Raw genomic sequence first — 15,649 nt, 5'->3', positions numbered from 1 at the left:
GGAAGAAAGGCATAGACTGTATTCAGAGTAAAGATTTCCCGGGCCTCCGGGGATGAAAGCGAGGAAGTCATTTGCAGGAGCTGATTGTTTCCCTGATGGAGCAGTATGGATATGGGGGCATTTTCTTTCTGATTGCCCTGGAAAATATTTTTCCGCCGATTCCGTCGGAGGTCATTCTGACCTTCGGCGGTTTTTTGACGACTTATACAAGCCTGGAAGTGCCGGGAGTGGTGGCCGCTGCTACGTTTGGATCTCTGGCCGGAGCCGCGGTGCTCTATGGGGCAGGGATGCTGCTGAACAAGGAAAGACTGAAAAAAATCGTATCCGGACGGGCGGGAAAGCTTCTGGGACTGAAGGCCGGGGATGTGGAAAAGGCGGACGGCTGGTTTCAGAAAACCGGCACGAAGGCTGTATTCTTCTGTCGCTGCGTGCCGGTGGTCCGCAGTCTGATCTCGATTCCGGCGGGAATGAGCCGCATGAAGCTTCCCCGGTTCTTTCTGTATACGGCGGCCGGTTCGGCCATCTGGAATATCCTTCTGGTTTCCCTGGGGGCCTTTCTGGGAGAATCCTGGGGATATATTGCTTATCTGGCGGGAGAGTATTCCCACATTATGCTGATTATCTTAAGCATCAGCGCGGTAAGCGGCATACTCTGGCTACTGGGAAACAAAAAACGGGATGATTTTTAAGATTTTATGAAGGACGCCGGGAAAGCAGTCAGAGAGAACTTTGGTAAGTAGTGGAAATTTCAGAAGGGATAACAATATCTTGTACCTTGAAAAAGTGAGGAAACAAGATGTAGTTGTCCCTTCTTTTTGTGCAAATTTCACAGGAAAAGTGCTTGATTTTTAAGAAAAATTAAGATATTATTAGTCCATAAGTGGTGAATCGTGGGGAAAGGTGGTTTCAAAGTAAAGAAAAGTGGTAGATAAGACTTTGAAACGGTGAAAGCGGGGTGAAGGGCCATGTTCCGAGGCGAATACAGTCATACGGTAGATGCCAAGGGCAGGCTGATCATTCCTTCCAAATTCCGGGAACAGCTCGGTGAGGAGTGCATCGTCACGAGAGGGCTGGACGGCTGCCTCTTTGTCTTTCCGCTGAATGAGTGGGAAGCCTATGAGGAGAAGCTCAAGAAGCTTCCGACGACCAATAAGAATGCCCGTTCCTTCGTGAGATTCCTGACTGCGGGCGCCACTTCCTGCGAGTTTGACAAGCAGGGAAGAATTTTACTTCCCGTTACTCTGCGTAAGTTTGCGGGAATTGAGAAAGACGTTATCCTAGCGGGGCTTCTGAACCGGATCGAGATCTGGAGCGAGCAGAAGTGGAACGAAAATAACAATTACGATGAAATCGACATGGATGAGATTGCGGGACAGCTGACAGAGCTTGGCCTGGATATCTAAAGAGCCGGAGGCGCCCTATGGAATTTTCACATGTATCCGTCTTGCTGGACGAGACGATTGAACAGCTGAATATCCGTCCGGACGGCATCTATGTGGACGGGACTCTGGGCGGAGGCGGCCATTCCTATGAGATATGCAGAAGACTTTCGGAAAAAGGGAGACTCATTGGGATTGACCAGGATGCCGACGCTATTGCGGCGGCCGGAAAGCGGCTGGAGGAGTTCGGGGACCGCGTGACGATTGTCAGAAGTAATTACTGTAATATGCGCCGGGAGCTTGAAAAGCTTGGAATCAACCGGGTGGACGGCATTGTGCTGGACCTGGGAGTGTCATCCTATCAGCTGGACGCGGCGGAGCGGGGCTTCACCTACCGGGTGGACGCTCCCCTGGACATGCGTATGGATCAGAGACAGACGAAGACGGCGCGGGATATTGTCAACGGTTATTCGGAAAAAGAACTTTACCGGGTGATCCATGACCTGGGAGAAGAAAGATTTGCCGGAAATATCGCAAAGCATATTGCGGCGGCGAGAGAGAAGAAACCCATCGAGACGACAGGGGAACTGACGGAGATTATCCGGGGCGCGATTCCGGCGAAGCTCCGGGCGGTGGGAGGACATCCCGCAAAAAGGACCTTTCAGGCGATCCGCATAGAGCTTAACCAGGAGCTGGAGGTTCTGAAAAATTCCCTGGACGATATGATAGATCTGCTGAATCCGGGCGGAAGGATCTGCGTAATCACCTTCCATTCTCTGGAGGACCGGATCGTAAAGACTATTTTTAAAACAAACGAAAACCCCTGTACCTGCCCTTCAAACTTTCCTGTGTGTGTGTGTGGTAAAAAACCGAAGGGCAGGACAGCTGTTAAAAAGCCGATTCTTCCGGGACCGGAGGAACTGGAGAGAAACAAAAGGGCCAAAAGCGCGAAGCTGCGCGTTTTTGAACGGATTTAAGAAAGTCAGGAAAAAATTATGGCAGAGATCAGAAGCATTTACACGGACAAAAGAAAAGATGACAGCAGAAGAAGGACAGGCTACGTGGAGGGAACCGCTGTCCGTAAGCTTCAGACCAGCGGAAATCCGGCGGAGAGGCGGGAACGCCGCCGCAGGCCGGAAGTACGTCATGCGGGACACGCAAAGCCCCGGAATCTGGGACTTGGCTATGTGCTTTTTCTGACAGCGGCCTGCGGCCTGACCCTGTGGGTGTGCGCCGGATATCTTCAGCTGCAGGCGGATAATACAGCGAAAGTAAAGAATATCGCGGCTCTGGAATCACAGCTGTCTGATCTGAAGACAGAAAATGACGACGAATACAACCGGGTGGTGACTTCCGTGGATCTGGAAGAGATCCGGGACATTGCCATCAATGAACTGGGAATGGTATACGCACAGGAGGATCAGGTGGTCCTCTACGACAGCGAGGGAAGTGATTATGTAAGGCAGTATGCGGATATTCCTGAGGAAGAGAGTGGATTGAAAGATTTACTGGGCACAATCAGCAGGTGAGTAATTTGAGTAATGAAGGCAGAAAGCGCGCGCGCCGGAAGGCGCTGCTGACAAACCGAATGAAACGTAAGCTGGCACTATTATTTACGATAATAGTGCTTGCTTTAATTGGAGTAAATGTGCGCCTGGCGTATATCAACAAGACCAACGGCGACAAATATACAAAAAGAGTGCTGGCCCAGCAGGACACGAACAGCACGCTGCTTCCCTACAGACGGGGAGATATTCTGGACCGGAACGGGACGATTCTGGCCACCAGTGAAAAGGTATACAACCTGATTCTGGACCCGAAGGTGCTCTCCCAGAACGCGGACGAGGAGGACCCGGACAAGGACTGCGTGGAGCCTACCCTTCAGGCTCTGGTTCAGTATTTCGGTCTGGATGAGGCGGAGCTCCGCGCCACCTACAATGACAGAATTGACAGCAGCTACGTGGTGCTCCTGCGGCAGCTGACCAAGGATGAGATTTCGGAATTTGAAGCGCTGATGGAGGACGACGAGGCCGGAGCGCGGATCAAGGGCGTCTGGTTTGAGGATTCCTATATCCGGCGTTATCCCTATGATTCCCTGGCCTGTCATGTGATTGGCTACACGGTGACGGGAAATCAGGGCCAGACGGGAATTGAGCAGGAATACAGCGATGTGCTGAATGGAACCAACGGCAGAAGCTACAAATACCTGAATGAGGATCTGGAGCAGTCCACAATGGTGCGCCAGCCTACGGACGGAAACACGGTGGTATCCACCATTGACGCGACGCTGCAGGAGATTGTGGAAAAATACATTGACAAGTTTATAGAGGATTACACCAATAAGAACACGGAAGGGCCGGCGGCAAAGAATATCGGCGTCATCATGATGAATCCCCAGAACGGGGAGATTCTGGCCATGGCATCTGATGTGGATTACGATCTGAACAATCCGCACGACCTGGTGGAAAACGGATATCTGACCCAGGAAGAGGCGGACGCCATGAGCGAGGAAGAGCTCCTGGACGCCAGAAACCAGATGTGGAGAAATTTCTGCATCAGCGACGGCTATGAGCCGGGGTCTACGGTAAAGCCTCTGACGGTGGCTGCGGCCCTGGAGCTGGGTGTGGTTTCGGATTCCAGCACCTTTGTCTGCGACGGCGGTCAGACTGTGGTGGAGGGACAGCCCAGAATCAAATGCGCGAAGCGGGCCGGACACGGACTTATCACCCTGGAAGGGGCTTTGATGTTTTCCTGCAACGACGCTCTGATGCAGATCGGCGCCATGCTGGGCTATGAGAACTATCTGAAGTATCAGGAGATCTTCAATTTTGGCCTGAAGACGAACATCGACCTTCCGGGCGAGGCGAACAATGCCACGACGGTGTTCAATGAGGACACGCTGGGAGTGACGGAGCTTGCGACCAGCTCTTTCGGGCAGGGCTATAATACGACCATGATCCAGGTGGCTTCCGCTTTTTCTTCTGTCATCAACGGCGGTTATTATTATCAGCCTCATGTGGTGAAGAAGATCCTGGACGCGGACGGAGGGACCGTGGAGAACATAGGTGCGACGCTGGTAAGGCAGACGGTTTCGGAAAAGACCTCTTCCCTGATCCGCCAGTACCTGTACCATACCATGTATGGAGAGGCGGATTCCAACGGAAACAATGCCACGGGACGAAATGCCCGCGTGGCAGGCTATGCCATGGGAGGAAAGACCGGAACCGCCCAGAAGATTCCCCGTTCCGACCGGAAATATCTGGTTTCCTTTATCGGCTTTGCGCCGGTGGATAATCCCCAGGTGGTCTGCTATGTGGTTGTGGACGAGCCGAATGCGGCAGATGCCACTGCTCAGGCCAGCAGCAGCTTTGCCCAGGAGATTTTTAAGAATATTATGACGGAAGCCATGCCTTATCTGAACATCTATGCGACAGAAGAGATTCCGGCGGATATGCAGGACGAAGTAGATGCCCAGAAGGCGGCGGAAGAGGAGAGCGGCAGCACAGAGGAAGGAACAGAAGAAGAGACAGCGGAAGAGGAACTGCCGGAGGGAACTCTGATTGATCCGAATACGGGTGAGACGGTTACCATGCCTACAGAAGAAGAGCTGGAGAGTGAAGATGCCGGAGATATGATGGGCGGCATTGATAGTCCCATTCTTCCGGCGGACGGCAGTGAAGCTGATACGGGAGAAGAAGACGCTTCCCAGTAAGCAGGCCCTCGGACTCTGACAGAGCTTTCCGGATAAACGCATAAAACAAAAGACCCCATAATAGGTTTATAACAAACCGTTTATGGGGTTTTTTATGAATCCGAAATGTAAAACCTATAACCGGAAAAAGATCGTAATTGTGTTTTCTGTCTGCTTCCTGGCCCTGATCGGACTGGCGGCCCGTCTGGTACATCTTATGATTTTCGAGTCGGAATATTATCAGGAGCTGGCGCAGGATTTGCATGAGCGGGAGCGCAGCATCAAGGCGGCAAGAGGAAAGATTGTGGACGCTTCGGGGACCGTGCTTGCCACAAACCGGACCGTCTGTACGATCTCTGTGGTGCACAGCCAGATCGAGGACCCGGAGAGAGTGATAGAAGTCTTAAGCAGCGAGCTGGGGCTTTCTGAGGAGACGGTCCGGGAAAGGGTGGAGAAGTACAGCTCCATTGAACGGATCAAGACGAACGTGGAAAAGGAAGTGGGAGATCGAATCCGGGCCTATGAGCTGGCAGGGGTGAAGGTGGATGAGGATTTTAAGCGGTATTATCCCTACGGGACTCTGGCTTCCAAGGTCCTGGGCTTCACAGGCAGCGATAACCAGGGTATCATCGGCCTGGAGGTGGTCTACGACGAGTACCTGCAGGGAATCGACGGAACGATCCTGACCGAGACGGACGCCCGGGGCGTGGAGATCGCGGACGCGGGGGAGGAGCGGGTAGAGCCTGTCCCGGGTAATGATCTCTATGTCAGTCTGGATTACAATATTCAGCTCTATGCCCAGCAGGCGGCCCTGAAGGCCCTGGAGGAAAAGCAGGCCACATATGTGTCGATTCTGGTTATGAATCCGAAAAACGGGGAAATCTATGCCTGTGTCAATGTGCCGGAATTTGATTTAAATGATCCGTTCACGCTGAATACGGGAGTGGATACCGGCAGCCTGACGGATCAGGAGCTTCAGGATCTGCTGAACCAGATGTGGAGGAACCAGAGCGTCAACGACACCTACGAACCGGGCTCCACGTTCAAGACTATCACGGCGGCTGCGGCCCTGGAAAAGGGCGTGGTATCTCTGGATGATACCTTCAACTGTCCAGGTTTCCGCATGGTGGAGGATCGAAGAATCCGCTGCCATAAGGTGGGAGGCCACGGGACGGAGACCTTTGTGCAGGCCATTATGAATTCCTGCAATCCTGTCTTTATCGACATCGGCCAGCGGATCGGGGTAGAAGACTTCTACGGGTATTTTCAGCAGTTTGGCCTGATGTCTAAAACCGGGATCGACATACCGGGAGAAGCCGGGACCATCATGCACAAGATGGAGAACATCGGGGCGGTGGAGCTGGCGACCATTTCCTTCGGCCAGTCCTTTCAGATTACTCCCATTCAGCTTGCTACGACCATCAGTTCCATCATTAACGGAGGAACCAGAGTGACGCCCCATTTCGGCGTGGAGATCCGGAACAGTGAGGGAGAGCTGCTGAAACGGTTCCGATATGAGACGAAGGAGGGAATCGTATCCGAAGAAACCTCGGAAACCATGCGCTATCTTCTGGAAAAGGTAGTGTCTGAGGGCGGAGGAAACAAGGCCTATATAGAAGGGTACCGGATCGGCGGCAAGACGGCCACTTCCCAGACGCTGCCCCGGGGAACGAACAAATACATTGCTTCCTTTGTGGGGTTTGCGCCGGCAGACGATCCGGAGGTGCTGGCTATGTGCATTATTCATAATCCCCAGGGGATTTACTATGGCGGCACCATCGCGGCTCCTGTGATCCGGGATATTTTTGAGAATATTCTGCCGTACCTGGGAATTGAGAAGACAGAAATCCCCGGCGAATCAGAGGAGGAAGTCTGATGCGCCAGGTCTCTGGAAAAAGGTTGCGCGGAGGACGGAAAAGGCTTATAATGCTGATGTGCCGGCGGAAGGCCGGCGCATTGGAGAAAAGAACGTGAGAGGTAAATATTATGGATGCTACGATGATACTGCCGATACTGATTTCCTTTGCCATCAGCGCGGCTCTGGGGCCAGTGGTGATTCCGCTGCTCCGGAAGCTGAAATTCGGGCAGACAGAGCGGGACGACGGGCCTCAGAGCCATCTGAAGAAGACGGGCACTCCCACCATGGGCGGCCTGATGATTCTGGCGGGAATTATCATTACTTCCCTGATTTATGTGAAGGATTATCCCCAGATCATTCCTGTTCTGTTCGTTACCGCAGGCTTTGGAATCATCGGCTTTCTGGATGATTATATCAAGATTATGCTGCACCGTTCTGAGGGACTTACGCCGCCCCAGAAGATGCTGGGCCAGTTTCTGGTGACCGGAATCTTTGTCTTCTATCTTTATAATCTGAAGGGCGGGGATATGGCGATGCTGATTCCTTTCTGGCCGGGCCATTATCTGCACCTGGGCTGGCTGGCGGTGCCTGTGGCTTTTCTGGCCATCATCGGCACGGTAAACGGGGCGAATTTTACAGACGGGCTGGACGGTCTGGCTTCCAGCGTGACGCTTCTGATCGCCACTTTTTTTTCAGTGGTTGCCATCGGAACCCAGAGCGGACTTCATCCGATTACCTGCGCGGTGGTGGGAAGCCTGATGGGCTTCCTTCTGTTCAATGTCTATCCGGCCAGTGTCTTTATGGGGGATACGGGCTCTCTGGCGCTGGGCGGTTTTGTGGCTTCTGCAGCCTATATGATGGATATGCCGATCTTCATTCTGATTGTGGCTCTGATTTACTGGGTAGAGATTCTCTCTGTCATGATTCAGGTGACTTATTTTAAAATCAGCGGGGGAAAGCGGATCTTCCGTATGGCGCCTATTCACCACCATTTTGAGCTCTGCGGCTGGTCGGAGACCAGGGTGGTAGCAGTCTTTTCCATCGTGACAGCGCTTCTCTGCCTGGTGGGAATTCTGGCTTTATAGGACAGAGCCGGAAATCGGAAAGATTTGCGGAAATGAAAAAACAGGAGGAACCCTAAGATGATAACGGATAAAAAGATTCTGGTGATAGGAAGCGGCGTAAGCGGCGTGGGAGCAGTGGAGCTTCTGGAAAAGGCGGGAGCTTCTCCCATCCTTTATGACAGCAGTGAGAAACTGAAAGAGGAAGAGGTGAGAAGCCGTCTTCCGGAGGGGAGCCGGGCAGAGATTATCCTTGGAACGCTTCCGGAAGAGGTAAAAAGAGAGACAGAGCTTGTAATATTAAGCCCCGGCGTACCGGTGGATCTTCCTCTGGTAGAGGACATGCGGCGGCATGGAGCCACGATCTGGGGAGAAGTGGAGCTGGCCTGGCATTTCGGGAAGGGAAAGGTGGCGGCTGTTACAGGCACCAATGGAAAGACGACGACCACCACTTTGGTGGGAGAGATTTTCAAAAGCTGGTTTCCGAAAGTCTTTGTGGTGGGTAATATCGGGACAGCCTATACCCATGAAGCCCTGAACATGACGGAAAACAGCGTGACGGCGGCGGAGATCAGCAGCTTCCAGCTGGAGACTATCGAGAATTTTCATCCGAAGGTCAGCGCGATTCTGAATATCACGCCGGATCATCTGGACCGGCATCATACGATGGACTGCTATATCCGCACGAAAGAGAGAATAGCGGAAAACCAGGATGAGACGGACACCTGCGTGCTCAACTATGACGACGAGGAGACGAGGCGTTTCGGAGAACAGGTGAAGGCGTCAGTTCTGTATTTCAGCCGGGAGCATATACTGGATCAGGGCGTATTTCTGGACGGAAGCTCCATCGTCTACTGCGATGACGCCGTCCGCACGAAAATCTGTGATATCAGCGAGCTGAAGCTTCTGGGAACCCATAACTATGAAAACGTGATGGCAGCCATTGCCATTGCGGCGGCCATGGGCGTGCCCCTTCCGAATATCCGGGAGACAGTGATTCACTTTACGGCGGTGGAGCACCGGATTGAGTTCGTGGCGGAAAAGAAAGGCGTGGCCTATTACAATGATTCCAAAGGAACGAACACGGACGCGTCCATCAAGGCAGTCCAGGCTATGAACCGTCCTACGGTCCTCATCGGCGGAGGCTATGATAAGCACGTATCCTTCGACGACTGGATCGAGAGTTTTGGAGATAAGGTGCAGTGGCTGGTGCTTCTGGGCCAGACTGCGGAGCAGATTGCGCAGACCGCCAGAAAGCATGGCTTTACGAATATTGTATTTACCGGCAGCCTGGAGGAGGCGGTAAAGGTCTGCGCCGAAAAGGCGCGGCCCGGAGACGCGGTGCTTCTGTCGCCAGCCTGCGCCAGCTGGGGCATGTTTGATAATTACGAGCAGAGAGGAAGATTATTTAAAAAATACGTCCGGGAACTTTCAGATTAAAAAAGGAAGAGAGAGGCACAGACGGGATCTGGGGAAGTCCCGCCGGGGCTTCGGAACGGAGGTTATATGACAGGTCCGGATTCCACCGGAAAGGGAAAAAAGCAAAGGCGGGAGCCTTTCGACTACAGTTTGCTGCTGGTCGTGCTGATTCTGGTGGGATTCGGACTTGTTGTGCTTTACAGCACCAGCTCCTGGAACGGACAGGTGAAGTTTGCCGATAAGGCCTATTATCTGAAAAAGCAGTTTTTTGCCACTTCTCTGGGGCTGGCAGCCATGTATGTGGTGTCCGGAATTGATTACCACAGATGGGAGCGGCTTGCGTGGCTGGGCTACCTTCTGTCTCTGGTGCTGTCTACGGCGGTGTTGTTTTTCGGAGACGAGTACAATGGTTCCAAACGGTGGCTTTCCATCGGTCCGCTTTCTTTCCAGCCCTCGGAGTTTGCGAAGCTGGCTGTGATTGTGCTTCTGGCTTCCGTGATCAGCCGGCGGGTGAAGAAGATGACCTCTTTAAAGCAGATGTTTCTGGTGATGCTTTTGATTCTGCCCATTGTGGGACTGGTAGGAACCAACAATCTGAGCACGGCCATTATCATTATGGGAATCGCGGTCATTCTGGTCTTTACCGCCAGCCCAAAGTACCTGCAGTTCATTGCCATGGGCGGACTGGGCGTGGGATTCCTGGCTATTTTCCTAAGCGTGGAGTCTTACCGGCTGGAGCGCCTGGCCATCTGGAGAAATCCGGAGGCCTACGAAAAGGGCTATCAGACGCTTCAGGGGCTTTATGCCATCGGCTCCGGCGGCCTGTTTGGCGTGGGATATGGCAATAGTATGCAGAAGCTGGGATTTGTGCCGGAGGCTCAGAATGATATGATTTTTTCCATTGTTTGTGAGGAATTCGGTCTTCTGGGAGCGCTGCTTTTGATGCTGCTTTTCCTGCTTCTGGTCTGGCGCCTTCTGATGATCGCGGTGCACGTGCCGGATCTTCTGGGCAGCCTGATCGCGGCCGGGATCATGGGACACATCCTGATCCAGGTGATCCTGAATATCGCAGTCGTAACCAACACGATTCCCAATACAGGAATCACCCTTCCTTTTGTGAGTTATGGAGGAACCTCTGTGCTTTTCCTTCTGTCGGAGATGGGGCTGGCCCTGAACGTCTCCAGGCATGTCCGGCAGGAACCATAACGCCCTGCCGGCATATCTTATAGGTATAGTGAGAACCGTGGAGGGAAAGGCTTTGGATTATCTGGAAATCGAGGGCGGCAGTCCGCTCTGCGGCGAAGTCCGCATACAGGGGTCAAAAAATGCGGTGCTTCCGATTCTCTCCGCTGCTCTGCAATGCCCGGGAACCACTGTGATTGATAACTGCCCGGATATCTCGGACGTGGCTTCCATGCTGGAAATTCTCAAAGGTTATGGCTGCCGGATCTGCCGGGAGGGGACCAGGTTGATTATAGACGCGGAGACGCTTCATTCCGGCCGGGCGCCGGAGGATTACGCCGGCGTCATGCGTTCTTCCATCATGCTGCTGGGAAGCCTTCTGGCCAGAATGGGAGAGGCATTCCTCCCCTATCCGGGGGGCTGCGTCATAGGAAAACGGCCCATCGATCTGCATCTGGAAGCCCTGCGCCGGATGGGAGCGGAGCTCTGGGAAGAGCCGGAGGGCCTGCGGGCTGTCTGCCGCTGTCCGAAGGGAGCCCATATCCGCCTTCCCTTTCCCAGCGTAGGAGCCACGGAAAATGTAGTGCTGCTTGCCGCGCGGGCAGAAGGCGTGACAGTCCTTGAGAATGCCGCCAGAGAGCCGGAAATCCTGGAGCTCTGCCGCTTCCTGGCCTGCATGGGGGCGGACATAGAAGGAGCCGGCACGGATACTGTCCGGATCAGAGGGGTAAAGGAGCTTCACGGGACAGAGTACCGCATTATGCCGGACCGTATTGTGGCGGGGACCTATATGCTGCTTGCCGCGGCCGCGGGAGGCAAGGTGCTGCTGCGGGAGGTGCCCTTTCATCAGCTTGGCGCCGTCCGCCAGGTGCTGCGGCAGATGGGAGCCAGGCAGGAAAGCAGCGGGGACAGTCTGCTGCTCTGGTGTCCCGGAAGGAGCCGGGGAGGATTTCGGACGGATACCGCCCCTTATCCCGGTTTTCCAACGGATCTGCAGTCTCCGCTGATGGCGGCGCTCTGCGTGGCGGATGGAACAAGCGTGATTCAGGAACACATTTTTGAGGCGCGTTTTAAAATTGCGGAAGAACTTGGACGGATGGGGGCGGATATCCGGATTCGGGATGACAGGGCGTGTATCACCGGCGTAAAAAGGCTTACGGGAGCCCAGGTGGAGGCGAAGGAGCTGCGGGGCGGAGCGGCCTTGTGCATTGCTGCCGCTGCCGCAGAAGGAAAGAGCAGAATCTGTCAGTACCATTATATTGCTCGGGGATATGAAAATATAATCAGGGATTTAAAAGATCTTGGAGTTGTGGTACACTGATCCTGACAGATACACGGAGCCTGACAGGAGAGTACAGACAGGTACGTGGAAGGAAACAGATATATGAGAATTCACAGAAAGGAAAAAAAGCAGAAAAGGGGCAGAGGATTCCTGGTGGCAGCCGTCCTGGTTCTGGGGCTGCTGCTGGCAGGGACGCTTGCGGTCACCCTGTTTCAGATCCGTGAGGTGGAAGTGACGGGAAACAGTTTTTATACCAGCCAGGAGATTCAGGACAAAGTCATTACGGACAGGTATACTTCCAATTCCCTGTTCCTTTATCTGAAATATAAATATTTTAAGACGGAAGAGATTCCGTTTGTGGACAAGGTGGAGGTCAGTCTTCTGGCCCCGGGAAAGGTGAGAATCCGCGTCTATGAAAAAAGCATCGTAGGCTACGTGTCTTATATGGGCTCCAACTTTTATTTTGACCAGGATGGCGTGGTAGTGGAATGTTCCTCGGAGGTGAAGACCGGAGTTCCCTGCATCTCGGGGCTGAAGTTCAACGCTCTGGCCCTCTATCAGAAGCTGGCGGTGGACGATGATTCCATTTTCAACCGGATTCTGACCATCACCCAGCTTGTGAAAAAATATGAGCTTTCGCCGGACAGAATCGAATTTTCAGACGACCTTTCTCTGACCCTCTACTTCGACCAGGTAAGAGTAGCTCTTGGGAACAGCGGCTCACTGGAGGAAAAGGTGGGAAGGCTTTACGATCTTTTCCCGGATCTGGAAGGACGTTCCGGCGTCTTTCACATGGAAAATTACACGGATGATTCCAAATTCATCAGCTTTGAGCAGGATTAGAAGAAGGCCGGCAGAGGCGTTTTTACAGCCTTTTTTACATTTCTGCGCATGGCTGAATAGGAAAAATATTTTTTGGAAAACTTATAAATAAAGGTTGATTAATTATGGAAAAAAAGTTATCATATATTGTATGAGAAAATTCCGAAGATAAGACTTTAGAGAAATATTAGATAGATAGATAGGACAGGGATAGGAGGACAGGATCTTGCTTGAGATTATGATGAATGATACGGAATCGGCGGCGAGAATTATTGTGATTGGAGTCGGCGGCGCCGGAAATAATGCCGTGAACCGGATGATAGATGAGCAGATCGGCGGAGTAGAATTTATAGGAATCAATACGGACAGGCAGGCCCTGCAGCTCTGCAAGGCGGAGCGGACCATTCAGATTGGTGAGAAGCTGACGAAAGGACTTGGAGCGGGAGCGAAGCCGGAGATCGGCGAGAAGGCGGCAGAAGAGAGCATCGAGGAGATTAAGGAAGCCATCCAGGGAGCGGATATGGTATTCGTCACCTGCGGTATGGGCGGCGGCACGGGTACCGGCGGAGCGCCGGTAGTGGCAAGGCTTGCCAAAGATATGGGAATTTTGACGGTAGGCGTTGTGACGAAGCCTTTTAAATTTGAGGCCAAGACACGTATGAATAATGCGCTGACAGGTATCCAGAAGCTGAAAGAAAGCGTGGATACTCTGATTGTGATCCCCAATGACAAGCTTCTGGAGATTGTGGATCGGCGTACTACCATGCCGGACGCATTGAAGAAAGCGGATGAAGTGCTGCAGCAGGCGGTACAGGGTATCACGGACCTGATTAATCTTCCTGCCCTGATCAATCTGGACTTTGCGGATGTGCAGACGGTAATGACGGACAAGGGCATCGCTCATATCGGAATCGGTTCCGGCAAAGGAGACGATAAGGCTCTCGACGCGGTTAAGCAGGCAGTGGCAAGCCCGCTTCTGGAGACGACCATCGTGGGCGCTTCTCATGTGATTATCAATATTTCCGGAGATATCTCTCTTATGGATGCCAACGACGCAGCCAGCTTCGTACAGGATCTGGCCGGCGACGACGCGAATATTATCTTTGGTGCGATGTATGATGATACATACACCGATGAAGCGTCTATTACAGTAATCGCCACCGGACTGGATGAGAAGAGCTCCACCAAGGTGCTGCCCAAGAGCAGCAGCTTCGGAAAGATCCCGAGCGCGGCTTCCAAGACGTCTTCCGCAGTGTCCCACAGCCAGACCGGGACACAGACAGATACGCCTGTATTCAAACCTCTTCCGGGTCTGAATACTCCGAAGCGTCCGGAGAGCAAGATTCCGGAGACTGAAATTAAGATTCCGGAGTTTCTGCAGAGAAATAAGTAAAGAATGGCCCGTTTTCCGAAGAAATGCGGCGGATGATGGCAGACAGGAACAATCAGAAACAACTACAGACAGATAAAAACGGATAGAAACAGATAGAAGGGGAGGAGCTTCAGTCCTGCAGGTTTGAGATTACAGGACGGGGCTTCTCTCTTTTATTCCCGCGGGCAGTGGCGGACGTGGTCCAGGCCGCCTTCTTGACTTTGCGCTTACGCGTCCATTTGGCTGCAGAATTTGCAGTTGTTGATTTGTCAAAAAACACTTGATCTTTTGAAAAAATTGGAGCAATATAGAAAAGAAGTTTGCCAGCCGCAGGCGGGTATTTTCCAGCCCGCGGACAGAAATGATACAGGAGAAGAGAACATGTTTGTGTTAAGGAAAGTATACTGCAGAATCTTTCAGAAGGCATTCCGGGCGGCGCTGCCGTTTCTTCCTTACCGGAAGCCAAAGCTTCTGCATTCGGTAAAAGAAATTCCGGAGGTGTGCCGGAAATGGAAGGTGGATTCGGTGATGCTTGTCACTGACGCTGGAATCCGCTCCATGGGACTGACAGAATTCCTGGAAAGGACTCTGGAAGAAAATGGAATTGACTGCTGCGTCTATGATCGCACGGTTGCCAATCCGACCATCTGGAATGTAGAGGAGGCGAGAGAGCTTTATCTGGAGCATGGAGCCCAGGCGATTATTGCCTTTGGCGGCGGCTCTTCCATGGACTGTGCCAAGGCTGCGGGAGCGAGGATTGTAAAGCCGAACCAGAGCATCAGCCAGATGAAAGGGCTTCTGAAGGTGCATAAGAGGCTGCCGCTTCTGATTGCGGTTCCTACCACGGCGGGAACGGGAAGCGAGACGACGCTGGCGGCTGTCATTACAGACAGTGAGCGCCACTATAAATACCCTATTAACGATTTCAGCCTGATTCCCCTTTACGCGGTTCTGGATTATCATGAGACAGTGGGCCTGCCCAAAAATATCACTGCTACCACAGGCATGGACGCCCTGACCCATGCGGTGGAGGCGTATATCGGAGGCTCTACTACAAAAGAGACAAGAGCCATGGCAGAGGAAGCTGTGCGCCTGATTCACCAGCACCTGAAGACGGCTTATGAAGACGGGCATAATAAGGCGGCCAGAAAAGGAATGCTGAAGGCGGCTTACTGTGCAGGCGTGGCCTTTACCAAATCTTACGTAGGCTATGTGCATGCGGTAGCCCATTCCCTGGGCGGACAGTACGGCACCCCTCATGGACTGGCCAACGCGGTTATACTTCCTGTGGTTCTGCGTATGTATGGCTCTTCCTGTGAAAAGAAGCTGGCCCGTCTGGCCCGGAATACGGGAGTGGTGGATCAGGCTCTGGGAGATGCTGAGACGGCAGAGCTTTTCATTGACTGGGTACAGCAGATGAATGACGATATGGGAATTCCCAGAAAGCTTTCCGGCATTCAGGAAGAGGATATCCGCGTCATGGCAAAGCATGCGGATAAGGAGGGCAATCCTCTGTATCCGGTCCCCAGGCTGATGAACCGGAAAGAGCTGGAAGCAATCTATGATGCAGTGAAGGAGTAAGA

General features: G+C 52.9%; 13 protein-coding genes. All 13 read left to right on the top strand.

All coding sequences use genetic code 11. The features are described 5' to 3' along the window. Positions 1-71 precede the first annotated feature (71 nt). The 13 genes from B5E82_RS00580 to B5E82_RS00520 all read left to right on the top strand — a co-directional run bounded on the left by B5E82_RS00580 (position 72) and on the right by B5E82_RS00520 (position 15,647). Positions 72-689 (top strand): DedA family protein, encoded by a 618-nt coding sequence (locus B5E82_RS00580; protein ID WP_206415600.1) that lies wholly within the window; start codon positions 72-74, stop codon positions 687-689. Between the two features lie 276 nt (positions 690-965). Further along, positions 966-1,403: a division/cell wall cluster transcriptional repressor MraZ gene (gene mraZ / locus B5E82_RS00575; protein WP_087305272.1), complete on the top strand. Its 438-nt coding sequence runs from the start codon at positions 966-968 to the stop codon at positions 1,401-1,403. Positions 1,404-1,420: 17 nt separating this feature from the next. Further along, the gene (gene rsmH, locus B5E82_RS00570) at positions 1,421-2,356 is read left to right on the top strand and encodes a 16S rRNA (cytosine(1402)-N(4))-methyltransferase RsmH (RefSeq protein WP_087305270.1); all 936 of its coding nucleotides are present in this window, start codon (positions 1,421-1,423) and stop codon (positions 2,354-2,356) included. An 18-nt stretch (positions 2,357-2,374) separates the two neighbouring features. Further along, entirely contained in the window at positions 2,375-2,908 is a 534-nt protein-coding gene (locus B5E82_RS00565) for a hypothetical protein (protein WP_087305268.1), read from the top strand. A 5-nt stretch (positions 2,909-2,913) separates the two neighbouring features. Further along, positions 2,914-5,091 (top strand): peptidoglycan D,D-transpeptidase FtsI family protein, encoded by a 2,178-nt coding sequence (locus tag B5E82_RS00560; RefSeq protein ID WP_087305266.1) that lies wholly within the window; start codon positions 2,914-2,916, stop codon positions 5,089-5,091. 94 nt (positions 5,092-5,185) lie between these two features. Beyond that, positions 5,186-6,946, top strand: a complete 1,761-nt coding sequence (locus B5E82_RS00555) for a peptidoglycan D,D-transpeptidase FtsI family protein (RefSeq protein ID WP_087305264.1) — start codon at positions 5,186-5,188, stop codon at positions 6,944-6,946. Positions 6,947-7,056: 110 nt separating this feature from the next. Then, entirely contained in the window at positions 7,057-8,013 is a 957-nt protein-coding gene (gene mraY / locus B5E82_RS00550; protein WP_087305262.1) for a phospho-N-acetylmuramoyl-pentapeptide-transferase, read from the top strand. A 57-nt stretch (positions 8,014-8,070) separates the two neighbouring features. After that, positions 8,071-9,429: a UDP-N-acetylmuramoyl-L-alanine--D-glutamate ligase gene (gene murD / locus B5E82_RS00545; protein ID WP_087305260.1), complete on the top strand. Its 1,359-nt coding sequence runs from the start codon at positions 8,071-8,073 to the stop codon at positions 9,427-9,429. A gap of 66 nt (positions 9,430-9,495) precedes the next feature. Next, complete coding sequence (locus B5E82_RS00540; RefSeq protein WP_087305259.1) at positions 9,496-10,614, top strand: FtsW/RodA/SpoVE family cell cycle protein; 1,119 nt, start codon at positions 9,496-9,498, stop codon at positions 10,612-10,614. A 52-nt stretch (positions 10,615-10,666) separates the two neighbouring features. After that, positions 10,667-11,911 (top strand): UDP-N-acetylglucosamine 1-carboxyvinyltransferase, encoded by a 1,245-nt coding sequence (gene murA / locus B5E82_RS00535; protein WP_087305670.1) that lies wholly within the window; start codon positions 10,667-10,669, stop codon positions 11,909-11,911. A 63-nt stretch (positions 11,912-11,974) separates the two neighbouring features. Next, positions 11,975-12,715 carry a cell division protein FtsQ/DivIB gene (locus B5E82_RS00530; RefSeq protein ID WP_140393055.1) on the top strand — a complete coding sequence of 247 codons (741 nt, stop codon included), beginning with the start codon at positions 11,975-11,977 and terminating at the stop codon, positions 12,713-12,715. A gap of 217 nt (positions 12,716-12,932) precedes the next feature. Then, positions 12,933-14,087 (top strand): cell division protein FtsZ, encoded by a 1,155-nt coding sequence (ftsZ, locus tag B5E82_RS00525; protein ID WP_087305669.1) that lies wholly within the window; start codon positions 12,933-12,935, stop codon positions 14,085-14,087. A 360-nt stretch (positions 14,088-14,447) separates the two neighbouring features. After that, the gene (locus B5E82_RS00520) at positions 14,448-15,647 is read left to right on the top strand and encodes an iron-containing alcohol dehydrogenase (RefSeq protein ID WP_087305255.1); all 1,200 of its coding nucleotides are present in this window, start codon (positions 14,448-14,450) and stop codon (positions 15,645-15,647) included. The last annotated feature ends 2 nt before the right edge of the window (positions 15,648-15,649 follow it).

The organism is Lachnoclostridium sp. An138 (assembly GCF_002160765.1).
Taxonomy (GTDB): domain Bacteria; phylum Bacillota; class Clostridia; order Lachnospirales; family Lachnospiraceae; genus Laedolimicola; species Laedolimicola faecalis.
Note: the sequence above shows the minus strand (reverse complement) of the source record. Positions and strands in the feature narration are given on the sequence as shown.

Coding starts and splice junctions, on each gene's coding strand:
- B5E82_RS00555 (WP_087305264.1), top strand. CDS start 5,186: ATGAATCCGAAATGTAAAACCTATAACCGGAAAAAGATCGTAATTGTG.
- B5E82_RS00520 (WP_087305255.1), top strand. CDS start 14,448: ATGTTTGTGTTAAGGAAAGTATACTGCAGAATCTTTCAGAAGGCATTC.
- mraY (WP_087305262.1), top strand. CDS start 7,057: ATGGATGCTACGATGATACTGCCGATACTGATTTCCTTTGCCATCAGC.
- B5E82_RS00540 (WP_087305259.1), top strand. CDS start 9,496: ATGACAGGTCCGGATTCCACCGGAAAGGGAAAAAAGCAAAGGCGGGAG.
- B5E82_RS00565 (WP_087305268.1), top strand. CDS start 2,375: ATGGCAGAGATCAGAAGCATTTACACGGACAAAAGAAAAGATGACAGC.
- rsmH (WP_087305270.1), top strand. CDS start 1,421: ATGGAATTTTCACATGTATCCGTCTTGCTGGACGAGACGATTGAACAG.
- ftsZ (WP_087305669.1), top strand. CDS start 12,933: ATGATGAATGATACGGAATCGGCGGCGAGAATTATTGTGATTGGAGTC.
- mraZ (WP_087305272.1), top strand. CDS start 966: ATGTTCCGAGGCGAATACAGTCATACGGTAGATGCCAAGGGCAGGCTG.
- B5E82_RS00530 (WP_140393055.1), top strand. CDS start 11,975: ATGAGAATTCACAGAAAGGAAAAAAAGCAGAAAAGGGGCAGAGGATTC.
- murD (WP_087305260.1), top strand. CDS start 8,071: ATGATAACGGATAAAAAGATTCTGGTGATAGGAAGCGGCGTAAGCGGC.